Genomic DNA, 23,763 nt, shown 5'->3' with positions numbered 1-23,763 from the left:
GAAGCTGACCGAGCCCTGCCCGTCTGGCAGAAAAGACGCTGACTGTTTCAGTGGCCTCCGTGCCCGCCCGGAGGGTGAAGCTTGAGCACTTCGGGAGGCATGACGACGAAGGGCCGCATCATGTGCATCTCGTGTTCGAGGATGTGGCAGTGATAGACGTAGCGGCCGATCTGGTCGAACTGTCCCGCGACCGTGGCCAGCTCGATCCCCTGCACCCGCACGACGTCCTTCCAGCCCTGCTCGTGCCCTTCGAGCGGACCCTGGCGGAGGAACTTGATCGGCGTGGTGGTGCCGCGCACCTCCTCGCTCCAGCCGCTGCGGTCGTAGACGTCCCTGCTCAGCGTCTGGAAGCGGACCACGTGCAGGTGCATCGGGTGCGGCTGGCGGGTGAGGATCAGGAATTTCCACGTCTCCCATCCGCCGCGCGGGATGATGAAGTCGCTCTTGTCGACGTACTCGCCGGCCACGCGTTTGAGCGTCGTGACCTTGCCGTCGGGCCCCTGCACCTGGATGATCCCCGCGCTCGGGATCGTCACCGTGCTCGGATCGACTTCGATCATCTCCCACATGCCCAGTTCGTTGGGCTGGTCGGTGAACGTGGCCGCGGGCGGCACGACGATCCACCGGTGCCCGTGGTCCGCGGGCAGGTCGCCGTGGGTGAGGCGGTTGAAGGACGGTGCGAGCCTGGCCGGCAGGGTGAACCGGTCGCCGGTGCCCAGCGCCGCCACCCTGATCTGCATGATGTCCGGCTCCGGAATGCCGTTGCGCGGGTTCGGCTCTCCAGGCGTGATGCCAGGGTAGGTGTCCACCAGCGTCAGGGTCTGCCCGGCCAGCGCCGAGAAGTCCACCAGCACGTCGGCCCGCTCGGCGGGCGACAGCGTGAGCGCGCCCGTCACCGGAGCAGGGGCGCCCAGCAGGCCGCTGTCCGAGCCGATCACCTGCAGCGCGCCGGACACCGGCTTCCTGTCCGGGCCGAGCACCATGAGCCGGTAGGTACGCGCGTTCGACGCGTTCAGCAGCCGGAACCGGTACCAGCGCGGCTCCACCTCCAGGTACGGCCACACCTTCCCGTTGACCAGGTTGTACGGCCCCAGGAAGAACCCGGGAGACGGCGGCTCCGTCCGTTCCAGGATGACCTTGTGCAGGAGGCGTCCGTCCGGCTTGCCGTTAGCGTCCAGGTCGAAGTTGCGGTCGCAGAGCACGAGCGGGATCTCGTACGGGCCCTTGGGCAGGCCGAGCGTGGCCTCCTCCTTGTCCCGGACGAGGTACATGCCGACCAGCCCGGCGAAGACGGTGAACCGGGTCAGGTGCATGGCGTGGTCGTGGTACCAGAGCGTGGAGGCGGGCTGGTCGTTCGGGTACTCCGAGAGCTGGGCGTCGCCGGGGAGCACGGCGTTCTCCGCCCATCCGTCGTTGCCGCCGCCTGTACGCGCGCCGTGCAGGTGCACTGCGGCCCACGCGGGCAGTGCGGCGACCTCCGGGAGCGGGTCCACGCCGTCCTTGCCCGGGTAGTTCGCCGGGGGCTTGTCCGGCGGCAGTCCTTCGTCGGACACCTGCGCGGCGGCGACCGGGATGGGGGCGGCGAGCTGGTTGGCCCAGGTCACCCTGACCCGCTGCCCGCGCTGGACCTCGATGGTGGGTCCCGGGAAGCCTCCCTCGTAGGTCCACAGCCGGGTGGGCGGCATCTCGGCGTGTAACCGGCGCTCCGCCACCCGCAGCCGGATCGTCATCTCCCAGTGCGGGCCGCGCCACTGGGGCTTGACCACGGGTGGGATCGGCAGCTTGTCCACGAACTTGTTCAGCACCAATGCCGGGTCTCTGGGCGGCACCCCGGCGGCCGCCCTCGCCGGCTGCTTCCACGCGCCGATCAGCGCCACTCCGGCCGCCGCGCCCGTCAACGCCTGACGCCGCGTCGGCCCCTGCCGGTAAACACCCATCTCTTCCACGTCGGTCACGCTAGGCACCCCTGTCGAACAGGTCTTCCACCACGGGGATGAGAACGGATCTCATCCTTCGGACGAGACCTCATCGAAGCGGTCGCCCCTGACCGCCACCTGACCGCAAGCCGACCGCTTCACCTTCCCTCCGACCGACGCCGCCCAGGCCCCTCCCCTGCCAGGACCAAGCACACGCCCGCGCGACACCGGACGGGCGCATCATCGCAGCGCCCGGCACACGCCGCGCGGCAGCCGGCAGGCGTGTCGTGGCGGTGCCGGGGGTGCGTCAGTCGGCGGCGGGGAGGCGGACGCGGAAGGTGGCTCCGGCGCCGGGAGCGGTGTCGATCTCCGCGCTGCCGCCGTGGGCCTGTGCGAGCGCGGCGACGATGGCCAGGCCGAGCCCGGTGCCGCCTTCCTGGCGGGAACGGGACCTGTCGGCGCGGTAGAACCGCTCGAAAACCCGCTCCGCCTGCCGGGGCTCCAGGCCGGGTCCCTGGTCGGCGACCTCCAGCACGACGGCGGGGCCGCCGCCGTCGAGCCTGCCCTCCAGCAGCCGCACCTCGACGGCCGTGCCCGGGGGCGTGTGGCGTACGGCGTTGCTCAGCAGGTTGCCGATGACCTGGCGCAACCGCGACTCGTCTCCGATCACCAACGGGGCATTCTCACCCTCGACCGCCAACTCGATCTTCCTGTCCCCCTCCAGCAGCGCCGCCTCCTGCACGGCCTCGGCCGCCAGCGCCAGCAGGTCGATCCGGTCGTTGCGCAGCGGCCTGCGCTGATCCAGGTTGGCCAGCAGCAACAGGTCCTCCACCAGCAGGCTCATCCTGGCGGCCGCCGCGCTGATCCGCTCGACCAGCTCGTCCTCTCCCCGCTGGTGCCTGAACAGGTCGGCGAAGCCGCGAATGGCGGTCAGCGGCGTGCGCAACTCGTGTCCCGCGTCGGCGACGAAGCGCCGCATGTGCTGCTCGGAGAGGGCGCGAGCGCGGAATGCTCCTTCGATCTGCGCCAGCATGCCGTTCAGCGCGCCGGCCAGCCGCCCGACCTCGGTACGCGGGTCCTCACCCTCGACGCGCTGCGAGAGGTTTCCTGCGGCGATCACCTCGGCCGTGCGTTCGATCTTCTCCAGCGGGCGCAGGCTTCTCCTGACGACGATCACACCGGCGGTGGCGACGATGGCCACCACGGTCAGGGCCACGACGGCGTCGATCCACGCCATCTGCGCCACCGTCTCCTCGACGTGGGTGAGCGGCATGGCGACGACCAGGCTGCCGTCGAAGAGCACCCGCCAGCGGTCCACGGTGGACAGGCCGACGGGCAGGGGCTGGGGCAGGGCGGCCTCGATGTCCGGGTCGGCGTTCCTGGAACGCGCGACCACCTGGCCGCCGGCGACCTGGAGCACGGAGACGTCGCTGGGCACGTACACCAGCAGCTGCCCCCCGGGCGTGGGGCGTTCGTCGCGCATGTCCCTGTACAGGGTCTCTGTCACCTGCTTGATCTGGTTGTCGACGCGGCCGAGGAGCTGCTCTCTGAGCACGAGCACGCCGGCCGTGCTGATCACGCCCACGGCCACCGAGACCAGCAGCACCACGGCGACGGTGAGCTTGACCCTGAGCGGTACGCCGCTCACCACGGGGGCCTGAGCACGTATCCGACGCCGCGCAGCGTGTGGATCAACCGAGGCTCACGGTAGTCCACCTTCCTGCGCAGCGCCGAGACGTACTTCTCCACGATGCCGTCGTCGCCGCTGAAGTCGTAGTGCCACACGTGGTCGAGGATCTGCGCCTTCGACAGCACCCTCCCGACGTTGAGCATGAAGTACCGCAGCAGCTTGAACTCGGTCGGCGAGAGCTGGATGGGCTCGCCGTCCCTCCAGGTCTGGTGGCTCTCCTCGTCGAGCTCGATGTCGGCGAAGGTCAGCCGGGGCGGCGGCGTGTCGGCGGCGTCGCGAGAGCGCCGCAGCACCGCCCTGATCCTGGCGATCACCTCGTCGATGCTGAACGGCTTGGTGACGTAGTCGTCGCCGCCCAGGGTCAGCCCTTTGATCCGATCTTCGACCGACTCCCTGGCGGTCAGAAACAGGACCGGCGTCCGGTCGCCGCCCGAGCGCAGCCGCCTGACGACCTCGAATCCGTCCAGGTCGGGAAGCATCACGTCGAGAATGATCAGTTCAGGCCGGTGCCGTATCGCCGTCTCGACCGCGCTCATCCCCCTCGCCAGGCTGAGCACCTCGAATCCCGAGAAACGCAGGCTGGCGGAGAGCAGTTCGAGGATGTCCGGCTCATCCTCGATGACGAGCAGTCGCGCCTCCGGCCGCCTGGCGGTGTCGGCCACGCCCCACCTCCCCTTTCGTGTCGTCTGCCGTCATCATCGTCGGTAAGGCTGACCGAAAGCTGAAGCGCCACCGACAGACGCATCAGGATCGCCCGTCGAGCAGCTCCTCCACGAAACGCGTGGTGTGCTCGCCCGCGGCGAAGACGGGATGCGTGACCAGCCTGCGCAGCAGGGGGATCGTGGTGGCAACGCCTGGTCCCGACACGGTGAACTCCCCCAGCGCCCGCTCGGCCCTGGCGATGGCCTCCGCCCTGGTGGGAGCCCAGACGATCAGTTTGGCCAGCAGGGAGTCGTAGTACGGGGGCACCGTGTCGCCGGGAGCGAACCCGGAGTCCACCCGCGTCCACGGCCCGCCCGGCACGTTGAAGACGTCCAGGCGGCCCGGCGTGGGCAGGAATCCCCTGTCGGGGTCCTCCGCGTTGACCCGGCACTCGATCGCGGCGCCGGTCAGGCGCACGTCCTCCTGTTTGACGGCCAGTGGCAGCCCGGCCGCGATCCTGATCTGCTCGCGGATCAGGTCGATGCCGGTGAGCGCTTCGGTGACGGGGTGCTCGACCTGGATTCTGGCGTTCAGTTCCATGAAGGTCACCCGCCCCCGGTCGTCCACGAGGAACTCCATGGTGCCCGCCCCGGTGTAGCCGACGGCCTTGGCGCCTGCCACGGCGTACATGCCCAGCTCCGCGCGGATCCTGTCGCTCAGCCCCGGCGAAGGGGCCTCCTCGACCAGCTTCTGGTTGCGCCGCTGCAGGGAGCAGTCCCGTTCGCCCAGGTGTACGACGTTGCCGGCCTCGTCGCCGAGCACCTGGACCTCCACGTGGCGGGCACGTTCCAAGTACCGTTCGAGGTAGACCTCGCCGTTGCCGAAGACCGAACGGGCGAGCGCCACGGTCTCCCGGTAGACCCGCGGCAGGTCCTTCGCGCTTCTGGCGACGCCGATGCCCCGGCCGCCGCCGCCCGCGGCGGCCTTGACCACCACCGGATAGCCGATCTCGGCCGCCAGCCGTTCGGCGTCCGCCGCCGTGGGGACGGCGCCGTCGCTGCCGGGCAGGACCGGCAGCCCGGCGTCCCGCATCAGCTCGCGCACCTTGGCCTTGTCTCCGACGCTCGCCATCACCTCGGGGCGTGGGCCGATGAACGTCAGGCCGTTGCCGGCGCAGACGACGGCGAAGTCGGGGTCCTCGGACAGGAACCCGTAGCCCGGGTGGACCGCGTCGGCGCCGCAGCGCAGCGCCGCCTCGATGGGGCCGGGCATGGACAGGTAGCTGCGGCGGGGCGCGGCGGGCCCGATGTGCACGGCCTCGTCGGCGAAGGCCACGAAGGCGGCGTCCCGGTCGGCGGTGGAGTAGACCGCGACCGTGGCGATGCCCATCTCCCTGCAGGTCCTGGCGATGCGCAGGGCGATCTCACCGCGGTTGGCGATGAGCACCTTGCGGAACGGCGGCGCGGTCATGGGCCGTCCACCCGGACGCGGACCAGCTCCTGGCCGTACTCCACCGGCTGGCCGTCGGTGACGAGCACCTCGACGACCTCTCCCGGCCATTCGGAGGGCACCTGGTTCATCAGCTTCATCGCCTCGACGATGCCGACCGTCTGCCCGGGCTCGACCCTGGTGCCGGGAGGGGCGAAGGGGTCCGCGCCGGGCTCGGGCGCCACGTAGAACGTGCCGACCAGCGGCGCGACGACCGACCTGATCGACGGGTCCGTCACGTCCGCCGGGGCCGCGGGGCTCTCCTGCGGCAGCTCCGGCTCCACGCGTGGGGCGGTCGCCGCCGTCCCGTGCGGGGCCCAGCTGATCTCCACGGCGCGGTCGCCCACCCGCAGCGCCACGGTCGACACCGCCCCGGGGATGGTCTTGATCAGGCTGGCGACCTCGGCGCGCAGCAATCGGAACTCCTCGCTCCACCTCTCCTCAGACATCGCCGATCGCTCCCAGCGCCGCGAACCTGTCGTGCCTTCGCTGGAGCAGTTCCTCGGCGGTGTGGCTGGACAGCCGGGCGAGCGCGCCGACGACAGCGCTCTTGAGCGCGGCGGCGGCCTGGACGTGGTCGGCCTGGGTGCCGTGCTCGGGTTCGGGCACGATGCCGTCGATCACGCCCAGCCGCAGCAGCTCGGGGGCGGTGAGGCGGAGCGACTCGGCCATGGCGGCCGCCTTGGACGGCTCGCCGCACAGGATCGTGGAGCAGCTCTCCGGGCTGATGACGGAGTAGCAGGCGTTGCTCATCATGAGCACCTCATCGGCCACGCCGAGCGCCAGGGCTCCGCCGCTGCCGCCCTCGCCGGTGACGGTGGCCACGATCGGGCTCCTCAGCTCGCCCATGCCGGCGATGGCGGAGGCGATGGCCCACGCCTGGCCGCGCTCCTCCGCGCCGATGCCCGGGGCCGCCCCCTGCGTGTCGATGAGGGTGATGACGGGCAGTCCGTACGACTCGGCGAGCTGCATCAGCCGCAGTGCCTTCCGATAGCCCTCGGGGTGCGCCATGCCGAAGTTGCGGGCCACCAGCTCCTGGGTGTCGTGTCCCTTCTGGTGGCCGACGATCATGGCGCGAACGCCGCCGATGGAGCACAGCCCGCCGACGATGGCCGGGTCGTCGCCGTGCACCCGATCGCCGTGGAGCTCCACGAACTCCTCACACATGAGGTTGATGTAGTCGAGGGTGGTGGGCCGCTGGATGTCCCTGGCGAGCCGGACGGTCTCCCAGGCGCCGCGCGCCGTCTGCGTGCCGCCAGTTCGTAGGGACCCCTGGTCGGGGTGCGCGGGCTCCCCCGCGACCAGCAGATTGAGCAGTCGCGCGAGCAGGGGGCGGACCGACTCACGCGACTCGACCCGGTCCAGCATGCCCCGCGAGAACAGGTATTCGGCGGTCTGGAAGCCGTCGGGCAGGCGCTCCCGGGTGGCCGTGGCGATGACCCTGGGCCCGGCGAAGCCGATCAGACTGCCCCGCTCGGCCACCAGCACGTCGGCCAGCGTGGCGAACGAGGCGGTGACCCCGCCGAAGGTGGGATCGGTCAGCAGGCAGATCGACGGAACGCCCGCCCTGCGCAGCCGCCGCACCGCCTGGGCGGTCTTGGCCATCTGCATGAGCGACAGGCTGCCCTCCTGCATGCGGGCCCCGCCGGAGGCGGCGACGAGCAGCAGCGGGCTCCTGGTTGCCAGAGCCTCCTCGGCGGCCCTGGCCACCGTCTCGCCCACCGCCGTGCCCATGCTGCCGCCCATGAAGGAGAAGTCCATGGCCAGCGCTATGAGCGGATGCCCGCCCAGCGTGCCCTTGCCGTAGAGCACGGCGTCGGAGAGCCCGGTGACGCGCCGGGCGGAGGCGAGCCGTTCCCGGTAAGGGCGGGAGCCGACGAAGCCGAGGGGATCGCCGCCCATCACCGCGGGGGCGGCCTCGAACGATCCCTCGTCGAGCAGCATCCGCAGCCGCTCGTGCGCGCCCAGCCGGTGGTGGTGCCCGCAGTCGCCGCAGACGTACCAGCTGCGGGCCAGTTTGGGCAGGTAGAGCAGGGTGTTGCAGCGGGCGCACGTGGTCCAGGCGGCGGAGGTGTCGTTGAGCGTGAGTGTCATGCGCGCTCCCACCGGTAGAACTCGCCGGCCATGGCGTCGGCCGGGCCGCGCCAGGTCTCCGGGTCGTACGGCTTGACGTAGCGGCTGAGCTGGTCGCTGAGCCGCTGGAAGTCGTCACGGCCGCGCGCCTTCTCGATGCCGGCCCGGGCGTCCCGGTCGAACTCCACGTAGTGGAAGTAGAGGTCGTGGTACTGGAACAGCTGGCGCCGCACCACGCCCAGTTCGTGCGGGAGCGAGGTGGCATCCGATGTGCCGAAAAGGCGGGCGACGTCGGCGGCCGCCCCCGGCTCCAAACGGGCGACTATCAGAGTCCTGTCAGTCACGAGGGTCCCCTCGTCGTCGGAATCTGGACAGCGCCACGCTAGGAAGCGTTACGTCTGGTGTCTCCCGCCGCCGACATGAAGTCCCATCTCCCCTCCTAGGAGGACAAGGTCGTCCCCTCGATGGAGTCCCAGCTGCGGCCGGGCTGGATCAGCCCGTTCTCGTAGGCATAGATCACGACCTGCACCCGGTCCCGCACCCCCAGCTTCTGGTACAGATGCTGCACATGCGACTTCACCGTCGACTCACCCAACACCAACATCCGCGCAATGTCCTCATTGCGATAACCCCGCACCAGCAACCGGAACATATCCAGCTCCCGACCCGTCAACCCACCCAGATCAGGCACCACCCCAGACACCACAGGCCGACGCGCGAACTCCTCGATCAACCGCCGCGTCACCGACGGCGACAACAACCCCTCCCCCGCCGCCACCATCCGCACCCCCTCCAAAAACACCTCCGACCCCGAATCCTTCAACACAAAACCCGACGCACCCGCCCGCAACGCCTCGAACACCAACTCATCCTGGTCATACATCGTCACAATGATCACCCGCGGCCCCTCACCCGCACAGATCCGCCGCGTCGCCTCCAAACCCCCCATCCGCGGCATATTGATATCCATCAACACCACATCCACAGCCCCCTCCCGAGACAACCGCACCGCCTCCACCCCGTTAGCCGCCTCCCCCACCACCACAATGTCCGCCACGTCCTCGAACGTCGCCCGCAGACCCCGCCGCACCAACGGCTGATCGTCGACTATCAGGACCCGAATCATGCGTTCCTCCCCGTTTGGACTGCCAGGCCACCATGACTCTTATAACTGACGGATCGCCGAATGTCGGCTGACCCTTGACAGAAGAAGCCGCCGACGGCCCGGGGGCTGGCCGTCGGCGGCGTGGGGGATGGTTTTTTCAGGCTCGTCTGGCCATGAGGCGGCGTACGCGCTTCTTCTCCTCGCGTTCGAAGGTCGCGGCGTCGTTGCCGCGCGGGAACGGCTGGGCCGGCACCGCGGCGTCGAGGAAGTCACACAGGGGCTCCCAGCCGTCGGAGACGTCATAGACCAGGAGCCGCTCCTTCGGCACCTCGTGGATGACCTGCGCGACGTGCCGATGGTAGACATCGATCGCGTGGTCGCGGTCGGCCACCCTGCCGTCGAAGACCCTGCGCATGATGGCAACGTCGGTCATCTTCACGAAGGCGCCGAGGTCCGGAGCGATCAGGGAGACGGCCTTGAGCCCGATCCTGGCCGGAAGGCTGCGGGCACGCCGTGCCTTCTTGAAGATGGTTCTGGTGGCGCTGTCGTACCAGGCACCCGCGTCGCGCACGGTGAGGATCACCCTGGTGTCCGGGTAGTGGGCGGTCAGCTCACGCCAGAACGCGGCCACGGGGAAGTCGACGGCGCTGGCGAAGCCCTGGAAGGCCCGGTCCCAGTCGACCCCGCGCCCTTCGGCCGCGTCGATCCAGGTCGTGATCCTGCTCGGCTCCTCCACGATGTCGAACATGTGGTAGCAGGGTCCGTATCCGAGCAGTTCCAGGGCCGCTTTCAGCGAGGTCGTCCCCGTACGGCCGAAGCCGACGCCGATGACCTTCATCAGTGCCCACCGTGCCCACCGTGCCCGCTGCCGTGCCCGCCGAACTTCATCATCTCGGTGGGCATGACCACGAACGGCCGCATCATGTGCACTTCGTGCTCCAGGGTGTGACAGTGGTAGACGAAACGGCCGACGGCATTGAACTGGACCGCTATGGTGATCAGCTCGCCGGTGAAGCCCTCGCCGCCGGCGATCCTGATGACGTCCTTGCGGCCCAGCTCGTGCGGTTCGAGCGTGCCCTGGCGGACGTACTTGACCGGTTTGGTGGTCCCGCGCACGGACCTGGACCAGCCGCTGACGTCGTAGATGTCCCGGCTGAGCACGTGGAAGTCCACGGCGTGCAGGTGCATGGGGTGCGGCGGCCCGCCGAGGTCGATGAAGCGCCAGATCTCCCACTTGCCGCGCTCGATGAGGAAGTTGGCGGTGTCCTGAAAGTTCTTGGAGATCCGCTTCAGCGTCTTGACCTGGCCGTCGGCCGTCTGGAGCTGGATGATGCCGTCCCCGGGGATCTGCACGGTGGCGGGATCCACCTCCGCCATCTCCCATTGCTCGGCGTCGGCGGGGGCGCCGGGCCTGGTGAGGACGATCCACCGATGGGTGTGGTCGGCCGGGACGTCGTCGTGGGTGATGCGCTTGAACGTCGGCGAGACCGTGGCGGGCAGTGTGAAACGATCGCCGACAGGCCCGCGGGCGACGCGGATCTGCATGACGTCCGGCTCGTTGATGTTGTTGGACAGGTCGGGTTGTCCTGGGGTGATGCCCGGCCGCGTGTCCACCAGCCGGAGCGTCTTGCCCGCCAGCTCCTTGAAGTCGACCAGCACGTCCACCCGCTCCGCCGGGGAGAGGACCAGCGGTCCGGTGAGCGGCGCGGGCGCGCCGAGGAGCCCCTGGTCGGTGCCGATCACTTTGAGCGCGCCCGGCACCACCTGGTTCTGCTCGTCCAGTACGACCAGCCGGTAGACCCGGGAGTTCGACATGTTGAGCAGCCGGAACCTGTACCACTTCGGCGATACGTCGAGGTACGGCCACACGACACCGTTGACCAGCGTGTACGGCCCCGCGAACGGCACCACGATCTTCATCGGGCTGGCGATCTCCACCTTGTGGAGGAGCTGCCCGGTCGGCCGCTTGTTGGCGTCGAGGTCGAAGTTGCGGTCGCACAGAATGAGCGGGATCTCGTACTTGCCCTTGGGCAGGCCGAGGCTCTCCTCCTCGTCGTCCCGCAGGATGTACATCCCGGCCAGTCCGGCCATCTGCGTCCAGCGGGTCAGGTGCATCGCGTGGTCGTGGTACCAGAGCGTCATGCCGGCCTGGTCGTTGGGATACTCCGAGAGCTGGGCATCGCCCGGGAGCACGACGTTCTCGCCCCATCCGTCGTTGCCCGCGCCCACGTGCGCGCCGTGCAGGTGCACCGCGGCCCACGGAGGGATCTGCTCCACGCCCTCGACGGGCTCGGTCTTCTCCCTGCCGGGCCAGTTGGTCGGTGGCTCACCGGGGCGGCCGATGGCGTCCTCCGCGGCGCGTACCGCGATGATCGGCATCGTGCCCTCAAGCTGGTTGACCCACGTCATCCTGAGCCTCTGCCCGCGTCGCACCTCGATGGTGGGCCCGGGGAAGGCCCCCTCGTAGGTCCACAGCGTCGAGGGCGGCAGCTCCGAATGCAGCCGCTTCTGCACGGCACGCATGCGCACCGTCAGCTCCCACACCGATCCGTGCCGCTGCGGCTTGAGCACCGGCGGGATCGGCAGTCTGTCGACGAACTTGTTGATGACCAAGGACGGGTCGCGTGGCGGCGTCCCACCACGTGACGCGGCCGCCGCCGCGCTCCCGCCGATTCCGAGGCCCAGCGCCGCGATTCCCGCGGCGGAGCCGAGCAGCATCTGGCGCCGCGTCGCCCCTTCGAAAACACCAGTTTCATCCACGGCGGTCACGGTAAGAGCGTTCGCGTCCGCGGTCTTCCACCAGCGTGATGAGAAACGGCCTCGTCCTTTGGACGATCTCAGGTGCCGCCGCAGGAGGCCCGGCCCTGCTGCCCTACGAGGTCAGGCCCTGCCGCCGTACGAGCCGACCATCTCGCCGACCGGGTCTCCGCCGCGGCCGGGCTGGATCAGCCCGTTCTCGTAGGCATAGATCACGACCTGCACCCGGTCCCGCACCCCCAGCTTCTGATACAGATGCTGCACATGCGACTTCACCGTCGACTCACCCAACACCAACATCCGCGCAATGTCCTCATTGCGATAACCCCGCACCAGCAACCGGAACATATCCAGCTCCCGACCCGTCAACCCACCCAGATCAGGCACCACCCCAGACACCACAGGCCGACGCGCGAACTCCTCGATCAACCGCCGCGTCACCGACGGCGACAACAACCCCTCCCCCGCCGCCACCATCCGCACCCCCTCCAAAAACACCTCCGACCCCGAATCCTTCAACACAAAACCCGACGCACCCGCCCGCAACGCCTCGAACACCAACTCATCCTGGTCATACATCGTCACAATGATCACCCGCGGCCCCTCACCCGCACAGATCCGCCGCGTCGCCTCCAAACCCCCCATCCGCGGCATATTGATATCCATCAACACCACATCCACAGCCCCCTCCCGAGACAACCGCACCGCCTCCACCCCGTTAGCCGCCTCCCCCACCACCACAATGTCCGCCACGTCCTCGAACGTCGCCCGCAGACCCCGCCGCACCAACGGCTGATCGTCAACGATCGCCACACGTACACGCTTCACGAATCCGTCCCTTTGCTGGTAGCCAAGCTCTGACCAGAAATCCCCCGTCGGACAAGGGACCGCACTCGAACCGACCTCCTTCGCTGATCACCCCCTCTCGCATGCCGAGCAGGCCAAATCCGGCCAGAGCCGGAGTGTGTTCGACCAGCGCGCCGTCGCCCGTGGACACGCTCACCTCCAACTCCGCTCCGAAGTCGAGGGCGACGCGCACGGGCAGCCCGCCGCCGCCGTACTTGACGGCGTTGGTCAGCCCTTCCTGCACGAGCCTGAGCGCCACATGACTGACGCGCTCGTCCAGCCGGTGCTCCGCGCCTCTGAGGGCGAGCCGCACGGTGGGCGCGTCGCTGGGCAGGTTGGAGATCAGCGCGGCGACGTGCGCGGACAGCGGCGCCGACGGACCTGGCGCGTGCCCGGGACCGCTTCTCCTCAGCACGCCGATGGCCGTGCGCACCTGCCCAAGAATGTCGCTCGCGGTCTCCTCGATGGTTTTGGCCACCACCTTGGTCTCGGGCGCGAGCTTGGGCAGCCGCCGGGCGTGCATGGTGATCAGAAGCAGCCCGTGCCCGAGGCCGTCATGGAGCTCCCTGGCGATGCGCCGGCGTTCTTCGAAGGCGTCGGCGGATTCCGTGACCCGGCCGTTGATACGCCGCTTGACCAGGAAGACCCCGATGACGATAAGTGCTCCGATAACGGCGCCGACCAGGAACTCGGTGTAGTGCCAGGCGATCTGCGGAGAACGCGTCAGCGTTGCCGCCAGTCCTCGTGACACGTCATATAAGCTGATCTTCATACAACATTGCAGTAATGTGCACATGCGTCAAACCCCCGTGATCTACAAACAGTATGAGATCATGGAGGGCTTTACAAGGACATTTCCCTTTAATGTTGTGTTTCAGACAAGTCTATTTCGGATAGCATAAACTACCGCCTCCACCAAGGAAGGCGGCAATGCCCAGCACATTTCTCAGAATTGCCCGACGATCGACTGCATCTCCATTCGAGCCGAAATCCGCAGCCTGCGCAGGTCCGCCGTTCTCTCCTCCTGCTCCGGGCTGCGCTCGAAGTCGCGGAACGCCTGCTCCTCCGCCCAGTCCGAGGTGATCACGTAGGCGTCCTCGGCACGGCAGAGCGTCTGCCTCAGGCAGGCCGGCCAGTCCCGGGCCCACGTGGCGACCTTCTGCCAGGCCAGCTCGAACTCCTCGGCGTGCTCGGGGCGTACCGACATGGTGAGCACCGCGCGCACGGGGCCGCTCACGCCGGCACCCCCAGCCCGAAGACGCGCGCCGCGTTGCGTGCGAGGACGTCGTCGTCCACCTCGGAGACCAGGTCCTTCATCCGCTTCAACTCTCCCATCAGCGGTGGCGCGTCGGTGCCGAACAACACCCGGTCGGCGCCGAAGAACTCCAGGTTCGCCCGGAACTGTGCAGGGTTCGGGCAGGAGCTGTCGACCAGCATCCTGCGCAGCGACCGGCTCGGCAGCCACCCCGGGGGCTCCGCCTGGCCGCGACCCGGCCGCGGCGCCATGGCCAGGTCCAGTTTCTCCGGCAGCAGGCTGAGCGCGCCGCCGCCGCCCGGGGCGATGAGCCGGAGCCCGGGGTGGTGTTCGAGGCGGCCCGCGCACACCAGCGCCGCCACGCCCATGGTCACGTCGTTCATCCGGGCCAGGTGTTCGACCACGCCGGGCCCCAGGTCCAGGACCGCCTCGGTGCCCACCGGCTCCGCCGGCGGATGCAGCAGCACCGGCACATCCGCCTCCGCGGCGAAGGCGAAGAAGTCGTCCGCGCGGGGCGAGCTGAGGAAGCGGCCCTCGACACTGGTGCTGACGATCAGGCCGACGAACTCGGGCTCGCCGAGCAGCTCGGCCGCCTGGCCCAGCATCGCCTCGTCCCCGAACGGGTCGAGGTAGGCGTAGCAGCGGAGGTGGTCCGGGTACCGGCGGGCCAGCTCGGCCAGCGCCTCGTTGTGCGCTCGCACCTTGCCCGCGCTCTGACGGTAGTTGGCGGCGCCGGTGCCCGGCAGCATGGAGCCCGCCCCGACCGGACTGCCGATGATGGTCATCTCGATGCCCAGCTCCAGCTTGGCCTCGATCATGGCCTCCGGATCGTGCAGCCCCGGGGGGCCACCCCCGCGCTCGCCACGCGGCGCGAGGTGGCCGTGCACGTCGATGAGCATGTCAGCGCGCCTTCCCCGGCCGGCCCGGCGGCGGCCCGGCCAGCGAGCTACTGAAGCCGAACGTGCCCATCACCGGCACCAGCCCGCCGTACAGGCCGTCGGACGCTTCGCTGGTCAGGAACGCCACCGCCCGCGCCACCAGCTCCGGCGAAATGGCCTGGGAGAAGTCCACGTTCGGCCGCTCCTGCCTGGCCTGCGGCGTGTCCGCCATCGTCATGATCAAGGCGTTGGCGTGCACGCCCTGGTGCTTGACCTCGTGCGAGAGCGAACGCATCCAGGTGAGCAGCGCCGCCTTGCTCGCAGCGTATCCACCGAGCGCCGCCAGCGGCTCGTTCGCCAGCGGAGAGCCGAAGAACACCAGGCGGCCACCGCCTTTGAGGTGGGGCAGCACGGCCTGCGTGGCGCGGACGGCCGACAGGAAGTTCACCAGCAGCAGCCGCTCGTAGTCCTCGATCGCCGTCACGAAGACGGGCCCGGCGTGGAAGCCGCCCACCATGTGGATCAGCCCGTCCAGGCGGCCGAGACGGGACACGGCGGCCTCTGCCGCCGCTGCCGCGCCGCCCTCGGCGGTGACGTCGACGGCGAACGTCTCGATCCGTCCCGGGACGCCGTAGTCGCGGTCGAGCTCGGCCAGTCGCTCCTTGTTGCGTCCCGTGAGGAGCAAAGCGTCGCCGCGTTTGGCGAGCAGCGCGATCGTGGCCTCGGCCACCGGGCCGGTGGCGCCCGTGATGAGGAAGGACCCGCCCTCGCTCATGCCTGGACTTCCTCGCGCGGGGAGATCCTGGTGGTGATGTGCTCCATCGCCATACGGCGGAAGAACTCGCGGGCGCCGTCCGGCGTGCTCGCGTCGCGTTTGTCCTCCTCCACGACGTACTTGTCGAGCTCGCTCTCCACGTACTGGATGCTGGGGTCCTGCGAGATGTGGGCCAGGAGCGCGGGCACGTTCCCGTCGATCTCGATCATCCTGACGACGATGCCGTCCTTCATGAAGACGGACGTGCTGAGCATCCTGGTGCCGTCGGCCGCCACCCGCACGGGCGGCGCGTAGTTGGCCAGCAGGTCACGCACCTTGTCCTCGGTGCCGGGCTTGATCCTGAACATGATGGCCAGTCGCTGCATGGCGATCCTCCACGGTCGCTCGGATTCGGCCATCAGCCTTGCCCGCCGCGCGTGCCGCGTCTTCCCGCCCGAGTACCGATCCCGGCCTCCCCTGCGCGGAGGAGGCACCGTCCCGAAGGAGGTAGACAGCGCTGATAGGCAGGAGTCATGGACATCCGACTGGACGGCAAGACCGCCCTCGTGACGGGCGGCGCACGCGGCATCGGCAGGGCGGTGACACTGGGTCTGGCGAAGGCCGGCGCCAACGTCCTGGCCTGTTATCGCAGTGAATCGGCCGCTGCGGAGGAACTGGCGCACGAGCTCAAGGGCATCCCCGGCGAGCACCGCCTGATCAGGGCAGACGTGTCCGACGCCGACGCGGTCGGCAGGCTCGTCGAGGAGTGCCGCACCGCCTTCGGCCACCTTGACGTCATCGTGAACAACGCCGGGGCGATCTCCCACATCCCCTTCGCCGAGCTGGGCCGCGATGAGTGGCAGCGGATCCTGGACACCAACCTGACCGGCGCCTTCGATGTCACCCAGCAGGCGCTGCCGCTGCTGCGGTCCGGCTCGTCGCTGGTCTTCGTCGGCTCGAAGGTCGCCATGGTCGGCCTGCCGCTGCGCGCTCACTACACCGCCTCCAAGGCGGCGCTCGTCGGTTTCGCCCGTACGCTCTGCAAGGAGCTCGGCCCTCGCGGCATCCGGGTCAACGTGGTGGCGCCGGGCATCATCGACACCACCGACCTGCCTCCCGACCGGGCCGCACAGTACGAGCGGATCATCAGCCTCGGCCGCCTGGGACGACCCGAGGAGATCGCGGCCGTGGTCGCGTTCCTGGCCAGCGACCTGGCGAGCTACATCACCGGTGAGACCATCAACGTCGACGGAGGTACCTGACGTGTCCGTTCCCGGATTCCGCGTGATTCTCAAGATGCATATCCACCCGGGTATGGAGGAGGAGTTCGAGAAGGTCTGGCACTCGGTCGGAGCCGCCGTCACCGACCACCCGGCCAACCTCGGCCACTGGCTGATGCGCAGCACCAACGAGGACGGTGTGTACTACATCAGCAGCGACTGGGTGAACGAGCAGCTCTTCCGCGAGTTCGAGGAGAGCTGGGAGCACGGCGAGCACCGCGCCCTGCTGCACCCCTACCGGGAATCGGCCACGATTTGGACCATGCACGTCGTGGGGCATCTACCCAAGACCGCCGAGGAGGTCGCATGAGCGTGCGTGTTCTGCTCTGGTACCGCGCGCCCGACGGCGGGGACGCCGAGCTCGTCGAGGCCTTCCATCGCATCAGCAGCAAGCTGCGGGGGACGCCGGGACTGATCAGCAGCGAGCTGTGGCGGGCGTCCCACGAGCCGGCCGACTTCGTCGTGGTCAGCGAGTGGGAGAGCAGGCAGGTGTTCGAGACGTGGGAGCGGGACGCCGCCCACAAGGAGGACACCGCACCGCTGCGGCCCTACCGTGACACCCGGCGGGAACGGCCCTTCATGCTCCTCGACGTGGTCGCAGCGTACTCGTGATCGCGCGCGACTACACGACGTCGCAGCTTGACGTGCTCGAAGCCGAAGCCATCCACATCATGCGCGAGGTGGCCGCGGAGTTCGAACGCCCGTGTCTGCTCTTCTCCGGGGGCAAGGACTCGATCGTCATGCTCCGCATCGCGGAGAAGGCGTTCTGGCCCGCGGCCATCCCGTTCCCCCTCATGCACGTGGACACCAGCCACAACTTCGAGGAGGTCATCGAGTTCCGCGACCGCCGATCCGCGGAGCTGGGCGCGCGCCTGATCGTGGCCAGCGTGCAGGACTCCATCGATGCAGGCTGGGTCGTGGAGGAGACCGGGCGGCGCGCCTCGCGTAACCGGCTGCAGACCACCACGCTGCTGGACGCGATCGAGGAGCACGAGTTCGACGCCGTCTTCGGCGGCGCGCGCCGCGACGAGGAGAAGGCCCGCGCCAAGGAGCGGGTGTTCTCCTTCCGCGACGACTTCGGCCAGTGGGACCCGAAGAACCAGCGCCCCGAGCTGTGGAACCTGTACAACGCGCGCATCCGCAAGGGCGAGCACATCCGCGTCTTCCCGTTGTCCAACTGGACCGAGCTCGACGTCTGGGACTACATCAGGCGCGAGGGCATCGAGATCCCCTCCATCTACTTCGCCCACACCCGCAAGGTGTTCGAGCGTGACGGCATGCTGCTGCCCGACGCCGACGTGGTGCAGCGCGGCGACGACGAGCCGCTGTTCGAGGCCGTCGTCCGTTACCGGACCGTGGGTGACATGACCTGCACCGGCGCCGTGCAGTCCACGGCCGCCACGGTCGAGGAGATCATCGAGGAGATCGCGGCCACGCGGATCACCGAGCGCGGGGCCACCAGGGCCGACGACCGCTCCTCCGAGGCCGCCATGGAGGACCGGAAAAGGGAGGGCTACTTCTGATGCTGAGCGTCCGCACCGGTTGCGGTCTCTGGAGGACCGGCTGTGTCTATGTCAAGGGCTACTTCTGATGGACATTCTGCGCTTTGCCACCGCGGGAAGCGTCGACGACGGCAAGTCCACCCTCATCGGACGGATGCTCTACGACTCCAAGGCGATCTTCGAGGACCAGCTCGAGGCCGTCGAGCGCACCTCGCGTGACCGCGGCACCGAATACACCGACCTGTCGCTGCTGACCGACGGGCTGCGGGCCGAGCGCGAGCAGGGCATCACGATCGACGTGGCCTACCGCTATTTCGCCACGCCGCGCCGCAAGTTCATCATCGCCGACACGCCGGGACACATTCAGTACACCCGCAACATGGTCACCGGCGCATCCACGGCGGATCTGGCGATCATCCTCATCGACGCCCGCAAGGGCGTGCTGGAGCAGTCGCGTCGGCACGCGTTCCTGACCGCGCTGCTACGGGTCCCGCACCTGGTGCTCGCGGTCAACAAGATGGACCTGGTGGACTACTCCCATGAGCGGTTCGAGGAGATCAGGGAGGAGTTCACCGCGTTCGCCTCCAAACTCAACGTCTCCGACCTGACCTTCATCCCGATCTCCGCGCTCAACGGCGACAACGTGGTCTCCCACTCGGAGAACATGCCCTGGTATCTCGGCACGTCGCTGCTGCACCACCTGGAGAACGTGCACATCGCCTCCGACCGCAACCTGACCGACGTGCGCTTCCCGGTGCAATACGTCATCCGCCCGCAGCGCGCCACCGAGCACGCCTTCCACGACTACCGCGGCTACGCCGGGCAGGTGGCGGGCGGCGTGCTGAAGCCGGGTGACGAGGTGGTGCACCTGCCCTCCGGGCTGACCACGCGGATCGCCTCGATCGACACCTTCGACGGCCCCGTCGAGGAGGCGTTCCCGCCCATGTCGGTGACGCTGCGTTTCGAGGACGACCTGGACATCTCGCGCGGCGACATGATCGCCCGGCCCAACAACCAGCCGCATGCGGCGCAGGAGCTGGAGGCGATGGTCTGCTGGATGGCCGACGGGCTGAAGCTGACCCCGCGCTCCAAGCTGACCATCAAGCACACCACCCGCACGGCCCGCGCGCTGGTCCGGGACCTGCACTACCGGCTGGATGTCAACACGCTGCACCGGGACGAGCAGGCCACCTCGCTCGGCCTCAACGAGATCGGGCGGGTGTCGTTGCGGGTGACGCAGCCGCTGTTCGTGGACGACTACGGGCGTAACCCGCTCACCGGCGGCTTCATCCTGGTGGACGAGGCCACGAACGGCACGGTCGGCGCGGGCATGATCATCGACATTCTTGGGAGGCGGACATGACCGGCCGGCCACGCGATCCTGACATCGACGGCGCCGTTATCAGCGCCGCCCTGGATCTGCTCACCTACCTGGAGCTCGGCGCGTTACCGATCGACGCGGTCGCGGCACGAGCAGGGGTCGCCAAGACAACGGTCTACCGGCGCTGGCCGTCCGGGGACGCCCTCCTGTCCGACGCCGTCGCCGCCCTCGACGACACGGTGCCCGGACCGCTGGGCACGAGCCTCGGCGAGGACCTGACTCGCCTGGCCGAGTCCCTCCGCCCCGTCGCCCGCCTGCTGCCTTCCCTCCAGATGCTCGCCCGGCGCAACGAGAACACCGCCGCCCGGCTCGCGGCTATCCTCGAGAAACGGCAGCGTCTGCTGGACAACACCCTCGCCCGAGCGGCCGCGCGGGAGGAGCTTCACAGCACGCCCGACGGCGCGATCCTTTTCCGGCTGCTCATCGCCGCCGCGGCCCAGGACGACCTCGAACCGGCCGTCCTGCTGCTCGTCCACGGCCTCACGCGCACGCAGGAGACGTTTGTTCGCCGATCCTGAGTTCCTGCCCGACTGCAAGGCCTGGGCCGCGGCCAGGGGCGACAAGCTGATCGAGAGCGGTGGCCTGGAACCGCCGGCGGACGCCACGACGGTCCGGGTGCGCGACGGCGAGATCCTTTTCTCAGACGGCCCCTTCGTCGAGTCCAAGGAGGTCGTGGCCGGGTTCAGCCTGATCGAGTGCGCCTCCCGCGAGGAGGCGGCCGAGGCTGCCCGTACCCATCCCGTGGCCCGCTACGGGACGATCGAGCTGCGCGCCGCGCAGCCTTGAACGTCCAGGCGACGATAGCGAGCCTGTTCCGGGAGGAATGGGGCCAGATCGTCGCGACGCTCATCCGGATGACCGGCGACTAGGACCTGGCAGAGGAATGCGCGCAGGACGCCTTCACGCAGGCGCTCCAGCGGTGGCCGGAGGACGGGATCCCGCCGACGAACGACCTCGGGGACGATCGGCTGCGGCTGATGTTCACCTGTTGTCATCCCGCGCTCCCGTTCGAGGCCCGGGTCGCGCTGACCCTCCGGGCCCTGGCAGGGCTGACCACGGCCGAGATCGCCCGGGCGTTCCTGGTCTCCGAGGACACGATGTCCAAGCGGCTCACCCGGGCCAAGAACAAGATCCGTAAGTCGGGGATCCCCTTCCGGGTGCCGCCTCCCGAGTTGCTACCGGACCGGCGCAATGCCGTACTGGGCGTCCTCTACCTGCTGTTCAACGAGGGGTACGCGGCCAGCGGTGGCGAGGAGCTGATCCGGCGAGGGCTCTCGGACGAGGCGATCCGGCTGGGGCGGCTGATCGTGCGGTTATGCCCGGCGAGCCTGAGGCCGCCGGCCTGCTGGCTCTGATGGTGCTCCATGACGCCCGGCGAGCTGCCCGGCTCGACACGGGAGAGCTGGTGCCGCTCGAAGAGCAGGACCGTTCCCTGTGGCGGAACGACCAGATCGATGAGGGCGTGGCCGTGCTCGACGGGGCGCTGCGGCAGGGGCGCGCGGGTCCGTACCAGATCCAGGCCGCGATCGCGGCCTGCCACGCGACCGCGCCGTCCTTCGAGACGCCCTGGATCGAGATCGCGGCACTCTATGGCCGTCTCGAAGGGCTCATGCCCTCACCGATCGTCCGTCTGAACCGGGCGGTCGCCGTGGGGATGCGCGATCCGGAGCGGGGGCTGACCTTCCTCGAGGCGCTCTCGTCCGACCTTCGCGGCTATCACCTGCTGCCCGCCGCTCGGGCCGATCTCCTGCGCCGTCAGGGACGCCTTCCAGAGGCCGCCGTTGCCTACCAGGAAGCCTTGGCCCTCGCCCCGACCGAGCCCGAGCGCCGCCATCTGACCCGGCGCCTCTCCCAGTTTTCTCCGGATGGGGTGTCCGGCTGACGGATCGTCGTTCGTGGGTGGGACGAGAACCGGAGCACTGAGAAGGGCTGAAACCACACGTTCCGCCGACGGCACCAAGATCGCTTTCGGCCGGCTGGGCTCGGGCAGTGCGTTCGTCCTGGTGAGCGGCGCGTCCTGCGCCCGAGGGATCCACACGCCGCTGGCCGAGCTGCTGGCGGCCCGCCACACGGTCGTCAACTAAGACCGGCGGGGGCGCGGCGACAGCGGCGACACCCTGCCCTACGCGGTGGAGCGCGAGATCGAGGATCTGGCCGCAGTGGTCGAGGAGGCCGACGGCACCGCAGCGGTGTTCGGCAACTCCTCCGGCGCGGTGCTGGCGCTGCGCGCGGCGGTCGCCGGCGTGCCCGATCACCCGGCTGACCCTGTGGGAGCCGCCGTTCCAGCTCGACGCCGACGCACCCCAGCGCGCCCACGTGTACGCCACGGAGCTGACGACCTGCCTGGCCGAAGATCGTCGTGGGGACGCCATGGCGCTCTTCCTGCGCTTCGTCGGCCTGCCGCCCGCCGTGATCGACCACTGAAGCGGCGCCATCTGGTCGCCAGACTCGACACCAGTCGCTGAGAGGGAAGGTCGATGTTCGCGAGTTTCGACTCCACTCTCGGTGGAGCGTCGTCGACGGTGTGGGCCGGGGGCGGGGTCTGGCGTTCGGTGCGAGTACGCCGCGTCGCCCGGTACTGCTCGCCGGCTTGCCGGACCCGCTTACCGGGCCAGCAGGTTGACATGACGGCGACAGACCCGTTGCTTTCCACGTCATGGTCGACCGTCATGACGGACGCGTGATTGCCTTGGCGCATCGGCGTGCCCCTGTTGGCGCTAGCTAGGTCACCTCCCCACCCTGGATCGGGACGACCTCGGCCGCCGCCGCGGCAACCGACCGACGGCCTCGACCTTCGCCCGCCGACTCCCCACCTGCCTGTGACCAGGAAAAACCGCCTGGTCAGGGGATGCCGTGGTTTCTTCCCTTCTTCTGGGTCCCTCGCACGGGGCCCGCAGGGGCCGTGCGGCTGTCGCACGCGCGCTGACCTGGCACCCTATGGGTGTGAACGACCGGGTACGCAAGGACACCGCGCGGCGGCTCGAACGCGCCATGGGCAGCCTCGGCACCGCCGCCATGGCGCGCATGGACGACCGGCTGGCGTGGTACCGCCAGTTGTCGGCCGAGGACCGCTCCTGGGTGGGGTTGGTGGCGCAGGCGGGCATCGCGGCGTTCGTCGACTGGTTCCAGAGCGCCGACGGCAGCACGCCCACGCCCAGCGTCGAGATCTTCGGCACCGCGCCGCGCGAGCTGAAGCGCTCGGTGTCGCTGCAGCAGACGGTGGACCTGGTGCGCATCGTGGTCGAGGTGGTGGAGGCCGAGGTGCAGGACCTCGCCGCCCCGGGCGGTGAGGACGAGCTGCGCCAGGCCATCCTGCGCTACACCCGCGACGTCGCGTTCGCCGCGGCGCACGTGTACGCCCGCGAGGCCGAGGTGCGCGGCGCGTGGGACGCACGGCTCGAGGCCCTGATCGTGGACGCGCTGGTGCGCGGCGAGGTGGGCGACGGGCTGCACTCCTGGGCGGCGGCGCTCGGCTGGACCTCCTCCCCCGTGGTGGTGCTGGCCGGGCACGCCCCGGACGTCGACCCGCAGACCCTCATCGGCGGCATGCGCGACAAGGGCAGGCGCCTCGGCCAGGACCTGCTGGCCGGGGTGCAGGGCGAGCGCCTGATCGTCATCGTCGGCGGCGCGGACAGCATCAAGGACGCCGCGCGGCACGTCGTGCCGAGGTTCGGGCCGGGGCCGATCGTGATCGGGCCCGAGGTGCCCGACCTGCACGCCGCGGCGAGCTCCGCGCGGGCCGCCATGGCGGGGCTGCGCGCGGCGGCGGGCTGGCCGGACGCGCCGCGTCCGGTGCTGGCCGAGGACCTGCTCGCCGAGCGGGCCATCGACGGGGACGAGGACGCGCGGGCACAGCTCGTCGAGAGCGTCTACCTGCCGCTTGAGGGCACGCCTCTGCTCGACACGCTGGCCACTTACCTGGAGCAGGGCACCTCTTTGGAAGCCACGGCGCGTCTGCTTTTCGTCCATCCGAACACGGTGCGTTACCGTCTGAAAAAGATCACAGAGCTGACGGGGTACCAGCCGACCGAAGGCCGTTCCGCCTTCACGTTGCAGGTGGGCCTGATCCTTGGCAGGCTGTCGCGCACAGCCGTAACCTGACCGGACTTTGGTAACGGGCCGGAAATCTCCCATGGAGGTTTCCTACAAAAACACAGTGACAAAGTTCGTACGGATCATTAGCACTGTGGTGAACT

General features: G+C 69.3%; 27 protein-coding genes. 11 read left to right on the top strand and 16 right to left on the bottom strand.

The window, feature by feature from the left end:
* Positions 1 to 47: 47 nt before the first annotated feature.
* From ABGB17_RS22820 to ABGB17_RS22745, 16 genes are all read right to left on the bottom strand, one after another.
* Positions 48 to 1,955, bottom strand: a complete 1,908-nt coding sequence (locus ABGB17_RS22820) for a multicopper oxidase domain-containing protein (RefSeq protein WP_347632748.1) — start codon at positions 1,953 to 1,955, stop codon at positions 48 to 50.
* Between the two features lie 268 nt (positions 1,956 to 2,223).
* Complete coding sequence (locus tag ABGB17_RS22815) at positions 2,224 to 3,564, bottom strand: HAMP domain-containing sensor histidine kinase (protein ID WP_347632745.1); 1,341 nt, start codon at positions 3,562 to 3,564, stop codon at positions 2,224 to 2,226.
* A complete protein-coding gene (locus ABGB17_RS22810; protein WP_347632743.1) occupies positions 3,561 to 4,268 on the bottom strand; it encodes a response regulator transcription factor in 708 nt (235 codons plus the stop codon). Before ABGB17_RS22810 ends, ABGB17_RS22815 begins: the two co-directional genes overlap by 4 nt.
* Before the next feature lie 82 nt (positions 4,269 to 4,350).
* Positions 4,351 to 5,718, bottom strand: coding sequence for an acetyl-CoA carboxylase biotin carboxylase subunit (locus ABGB17_RS22805; protein ID WP_347632741.1), 1,368 nt, complete (start codon positions 5,716 to 5,718; stop codon positions 4,351 to 4,353).
* Positions 5,715 to 6,185 carry a biotin/lipoyl-containing protein gene (locus ABGB17_RS22800; protein WP_347632739.1) on the bottom strand — a complete coding sequence of 157 codons (471 nt, stop codon included), beginning with the start codon at positions 6,183 to 6,185 and terminating at the stop codon, positions 5,715 to 5,717. Before ABGB17_RS22800 ends, ABGB17_RS22805 begins: the two co-directional genes overlap by 4 nt.
* Positions 6,178 to 7,830, bottom strand: a complete 1,653-nt coding sequence (locus tag ABGB17_RS22795) for an acetyl-CoA carboxylase carboxyltransferase subunit alpha (protein WP_347632737.1) — start codon at positions 7,828 to 7,830, stop codon at positions 6,178 to 6,180. The genes ABGB17_RS22800 and ABGB17_RS22795 overlap by 8 nt, the downstream gene beginning before the upstream one ends.
* Positions 7,827 to 8,153 carry a TcmI family type II polyketide cyclase gene (locus tag ABGB17_RS22790; RefSeq protein ID WP_347632735.1) on the bottom strand — a complete coding sequence of 109 codons (327 nt, stop codon included), beginning with the start codon at positions 8,151 to 8,153 and terminating at the stop codon, positions 7,827 to 7,829. The genes ABGB17_RS22795 and ABGB17_RS22790 overlap by 4 nt, the downstream gene beginning before the upstream one ends.
* 95 nt (positions 8,154 to 8,248) lie before the next feature.
* On the bottom strand, positions 8,249 to 8,935 hold the full coding sequence (locus ABGB17_RS22785) for a response regulator transcription factor (protein ID WP_347632733.1): 687 nt from the start codon (positions 8,933 to 8,935) through the stop codon (positions 8,249 to 8,251).
* Positions 8,936 to 9,071: 136 nt separating this feature from the next.
* Positions 9,072 to 9,752, bottom strand: coding sequence for a sulfotransferase family protein (locus ABGB17_RS22780; RefSeq protein WP_347632731.1), 681 nt, complete (start codon positions 9,750 to 9,752; stop codon positions 9,072 to 9,074).
* Entirely contained in the window at positions 9,752 to 11,674 is a 1,923-nt protein-coding gene (locus ABGB17_RS22775; protein WP_347632729.1) for a multicopper oxidase domain-containing protein, read from the bottom strand. The genes ABGB17_RS22780 and ABGB17_RS22775 overlap by 1 nt, the downstream gene beginning before the upstream one ends.
* Before the next feature lie 120 nt (positions 11,675 to 11,794).
* A complete protein-coding gene (locus ABGB17_RS22770) occupies positions 11,795 to 12,484 on the bottom strand; it encodes a response regulator transcription factor (RefSeq protein WP_347632727.1) in 690 nt (229 codons plus the stop codon).
* Positions 12,471 to 13,289 carry a histidine kinase gene (locus ABGB17_RS22765; protein ID WP_347632725.1) on the bottom strand — a complete coding sequence of 273 codons (819 nt, stop codon included), beginning with the start codon at positions 13,287 to 13,289 and terminating at the stop codon, positions 12,471 to 12,473. Before ABGB17_RS22765 ends, ABGB17_RS22770 begins: the two co-directional genes overlap by 14 nt.
* Before the next feature lie 174 nt (positions 13,290 to 13,463).
* On the bottom strand, positions 13,464 to 13,754 hold the full coding sequence (locus ABGB17_RS22760) for an antibiotic biosynthesis monooxygenase family protein (RefSeq protein ID WP_347632724.1): 291 nt from the start codon (positions 13,752 to 13,754) through the stop codon (positions 13,464 to 13,466).
* Positions 13,751 to 14,671 carry an amidohydrolase family protein gene (locus tag ABGB17_RS22755; protein WP_347632722.1) on the bottom strand — a complete coding sequence of 307 codons (921 nt, stop codon included), beginning with the start codon at positions 14,669 to 14,671 and terminating at the stop codon, positions 13,751 to 13,753. The genes ABGB17_RS22760 and ABGB17_RS22755 overlap by 4 nt, the downstream gene beginning before the upstream one ends.
* A gap of 1 nt (position 14,672) precedes the next feature.
* A complete protein-coding gene (locus tag ABGB17_RS22750; protein ID WP_347632720.1) occupies positions 14,673 to 15,425 on the bottom strand; it encodes an SDR family oxidoreductase in 753 nt (250 codons plus the stop codon).
* Entirely contained in the window at positions 15,422 to 15,790 is a 369-nt protein-coding gene (locus ABGB17_RS22745; RefSeq protein ID WP_347632718.1) for a SchA/CurD-like domain-containing protein, read from the bottom strand. Before ABGB17_RS22745 ends, ABGB17_RS22750 begins: the two co-directional genes overlap by 4 nt.
* A gap of 147 nt (positions 15,791 to 15,937) precedes the next feature.
* Here ABGB17_RS22745 and ABGB17_RS22740 point away from each other — a divergent pair, with 147 nt between their 5' ends.
* The 11 genes from ABGB17_RS22740 (at position 15,938) to ABGB17_RS22690 (ending at position 23,668) form a co-directional block, all read left to right on the top strand.
* Entirely contained in the window at positions 15,938 to 16,666 is a 729-nt protein-coding gene (locus tag ABGB17_RS22740; RefSeq protein WP_347632716.1) for a 3-oxoacyl-ACP reductase family protein, read from the top strand.
* Positions 16,635 to 16,994 (top strand): antibiotic biosynthesis monooxygenase family protein, encoded by a 360-nt coding sequence (locus tag ABGB17_RS22735; protein ID WP_347632714.1) that lies wholly within the window; start codon positions 16,635 to 16,637, stop codon positions 16,992 to 16,994. Before ABGB17_RS22740 ends, ABGB17_RS22735 begins: the two co-directional genes overlap by 32 nt.
* On the top strand, positions 16,991 to 17,296 hold the full coding sequence (locus ABGB17_RS22730) for an antibiotic biosynthesis monooxygenase family protein (protein WP_347632712.1): 306 nt from the start codon (positions 16,991 to 16,993) through the stop codon (positions 17,294 to 17,296). The genes ABGB17_RS22735 and ABGB17_RS22730 overlap by 4 nt, the downstream gene beginning before the upstream one ends.
* On the top strand, positions 17,293 to 18,207 hold the full coding sequence (gene cysD / locus ABGB17_RS22725) for a sulfate adenylyltransferase subunit CysD (protein WP_347632710.1): 915 nt from the start codon (positions 17,293 to 17,295) through the stop codon (positions 18,205 to 18,207). The genes ABGB17_RS22730 and cysD overlap by 4 nt, the downstream gene beginning before the upstream one ends.
* A 67-nt stretch (positions 18,208 to 18,274) precedes the next feature.
* Positions 18,275 to 19,549: a sulfate adenylyltransferase subunit CysN gene (cysN, locus tag ABGB17_RS22720; protein ID WP_347632708.1), complete on the top strand. Its 1,275-nt coding sequence runs from the start codon at positions 18,275 to 18,277 to the stop codon at positions 19,547 to 19,549.
* Positions 19,546 to 20,085: a TetR family transcriptional regulator gene (locus tag ABGB17_RS22715; protein ID WP_347632706.1), complete on the top strand. Its 540-nt coding sequence runs from the start codon at positions 19,546 to 19,548 to the stop codon at positions 20,083 to 20,085. The genes cysN and ABGB17_RS22715 overlap by 4 nt, the downstream gene beginning before the upstream one ends.
* Complete coding sequence (locus ABGB17_RS22710; RefSeq protein WP_347632704.1) at positions 20,069 to 20,353, top strand: YciI family protein; 285 nt, start codon at positions 20,069 to 20,071, stop codon at positions 20,351 to 20,353. The genes ABGB17_RS22715 and ABGB17_RS22710 overlap by 17 nt, the downstream gene beginning before the upstream one ends.
* 191 nt (positions 20,354 to 20,544) lie before the next feature.
* Positions 20,545 to 20,922 carry a DUF6596 domain-containing protein gene (locus tag ABGB17_RS22705; protein ID WP_347632702.1) on the top strand — a complete coding sequence of 126 codons (378 nt, stop codon included), beginning with the start codon at positions 20,545 to 20,547 and terminating at the stop codon, positions 20,920 to 20,922.
* The gene (locus tag ABGB17_RS22700) at positions 20,883 to 21,449 is read left to right on the top strand and encodes a DUF6596 domain-containing protein (RefSeq protein WP_347632700.1); all 567 of its coding nucleotides are present in this window, start codon (positions 20,883 to 20,885) and stop codon (positions 21,447 to 21,449) included. Before ABGB17_RS22705 ends, ABGB17_RS22700 begins: the two co-directional genes overlap by 40 nt.
* 13 nt (positions 21,450 to 21,462) lie before the next feature.
* The gene (locus ABGB17_RS22695) at positions 21,463 to 21,651 is read left to right on the top strand and encodes a hypothetical protein (RefSeq protein ID WP_347632698.1); all 189 of its coding nucleotides are present in this window, start codon (positions 21,463 to 21,465) and stop codon (positions 21,649 to 21,651) included.
* Positions 21,652 to 22,558: 907 nt separating this feature from the next.
* On the top strand, positions 22,559 to 23,668 hold the full coding sequence (locus tag ABGB17_RS22690) for a helix-turn-helix domain-containing protein (protein ID WP_347632801.1): 1,110 nt from the start codon (positions 22,559 to 22,561) through the stop codon (positions 23,666 to 23,668).
* The last annotated feature ends 95 nt before the right edge of the window (positions 23,669 to 23,763 follow it).

The sequence above is a fragment of the Sphaerisporangium sp. B11E5 genome (assembly GCF_039871875.1).
Taxonomy (GTDB): Bacteria; Actinomycetota; Actinomycetes; order Streptosporangiales; family Streptosporangiaceae; genus Sphaerisporangium.
Note: the sequence above shows the minus strand (reverse complement) of the source record. Positions and strands in the feature narration are given on the sequence as shown.

Bases quoted from the DNA above. Each gene is read 5' to 3' on its own strand.
- ABGB17_RS22805 (WP_347632741.1), bottom strand. From the start codon at position 5,718: ATGACCGCGCCGCCGTTCCGCAAGGTGCTCATCGCCAACCGCGGTGAG.
- ABGB17_RS22800 (WP_347632739.1), bottom strand. From the start codon at position 6,185: ATGTCTGAGGAGAGGTGGAGCGAGGAGTTCCGATTGCTGCGCGCCGAG.
- ABGB17_RS22795 (WP_347632737.1), bottom strand. From the start codon at position 7,830: ATGACACTCACGCTCAACGACACCTCCGCCGCCTGGACCACGTGCGCC.
- ABGB17_RS22785 (WP_347632733.1), bottom strand. From the start codon at position 8,935: ATGATTCGGGTCCTGATAGTCGACGATCAGCCGTTGGTGCGGCGGGGT.
- ABGB17_RS22780 (WP_347632731.1), bottom strand. From the start codon at position 9,752: ATGAAGGTCATCGGCGTCGGCTTCGGCCGTACGGGGACGACCTCGCTG.
- ABGB17_RS22765 (WP_347632725.1), bottom strand. From the start codon at position 13,289: ATGAAGATCAGCTTATATGACGTGTCACGAGGACTGGCGGCAACGCTG.
- ABGB17_RS22755 (WP_347632722.1), bottom strand. From the start codon at position 14,671: ATGCTCATCGACGTGCACGGCCACCTCGCGCCGCGTGGCGAGCGCGGG.
- ABGB17_RS22750 (WP_347632720.1), bottom strand. From the start codon at position 15,425: ATGAGCGAGGGCGGGTCCTTCCTCATCACGGGCGCCACCGGCCCGGTG.
- ABGB17_RS22745 (WP_347632718.1), bottom strand. From the start codon at position 15,790: ATGCAGCGACTGGCCATCATGTTCAGGATCAAGCCCGGCACCGAGGAC.
- ABGB17_RS22740 (WP_347632716.1), top strand. From the start codon at position 15,938: ATGGACATCCGACTGGACGGCAAGACCGCCCTCGTGACGGGCGGCGCA.
- ABGB17_RS22730 (WP_347632712.1), top strand. From the start codon at position 16,991: ATGAGCGTGCGTGTTCTGCTCTGGTACCGCGCGCCCGACGGCGGGGAC.
- cysN (WP_347632708.1), top strand. From the start codon at position 18,275: ATGGACATTCTGCGCTTTGCCACCGCGGGAAGCGTCGACGACGGCAAG.
- ABGB17_RS22715 (WP_347632706.1), top strand. From the start codon at position 19,546: ATGACCGGCCGGCCACGCGATCCTGACATCGACGGCGCCGTTATCAGC.
- ABGB17_RS22705 (WP_347632702.1), top strand. From the start codon at position 20,545: ATGTTCACCTGTTGTCATCCCGCGCTCCCGTTCGAGGCCCGGGTCGCG.
- ABGB17_RS22700 (WP_347632700.1), top strand. From the start codon at position 20,883: ATGCCCGGCGAGCCTGAGGCCGCCGGCCTGCTGGCTCTGATGGTGCTC.
- ABGB17_RS22690 (WP_347632801.1), top strand. From the start codon at position 22,559: ATGGGCAGCCTCGGCACCGCCGCCATGGCGCGCATGGACGACCGGCTG.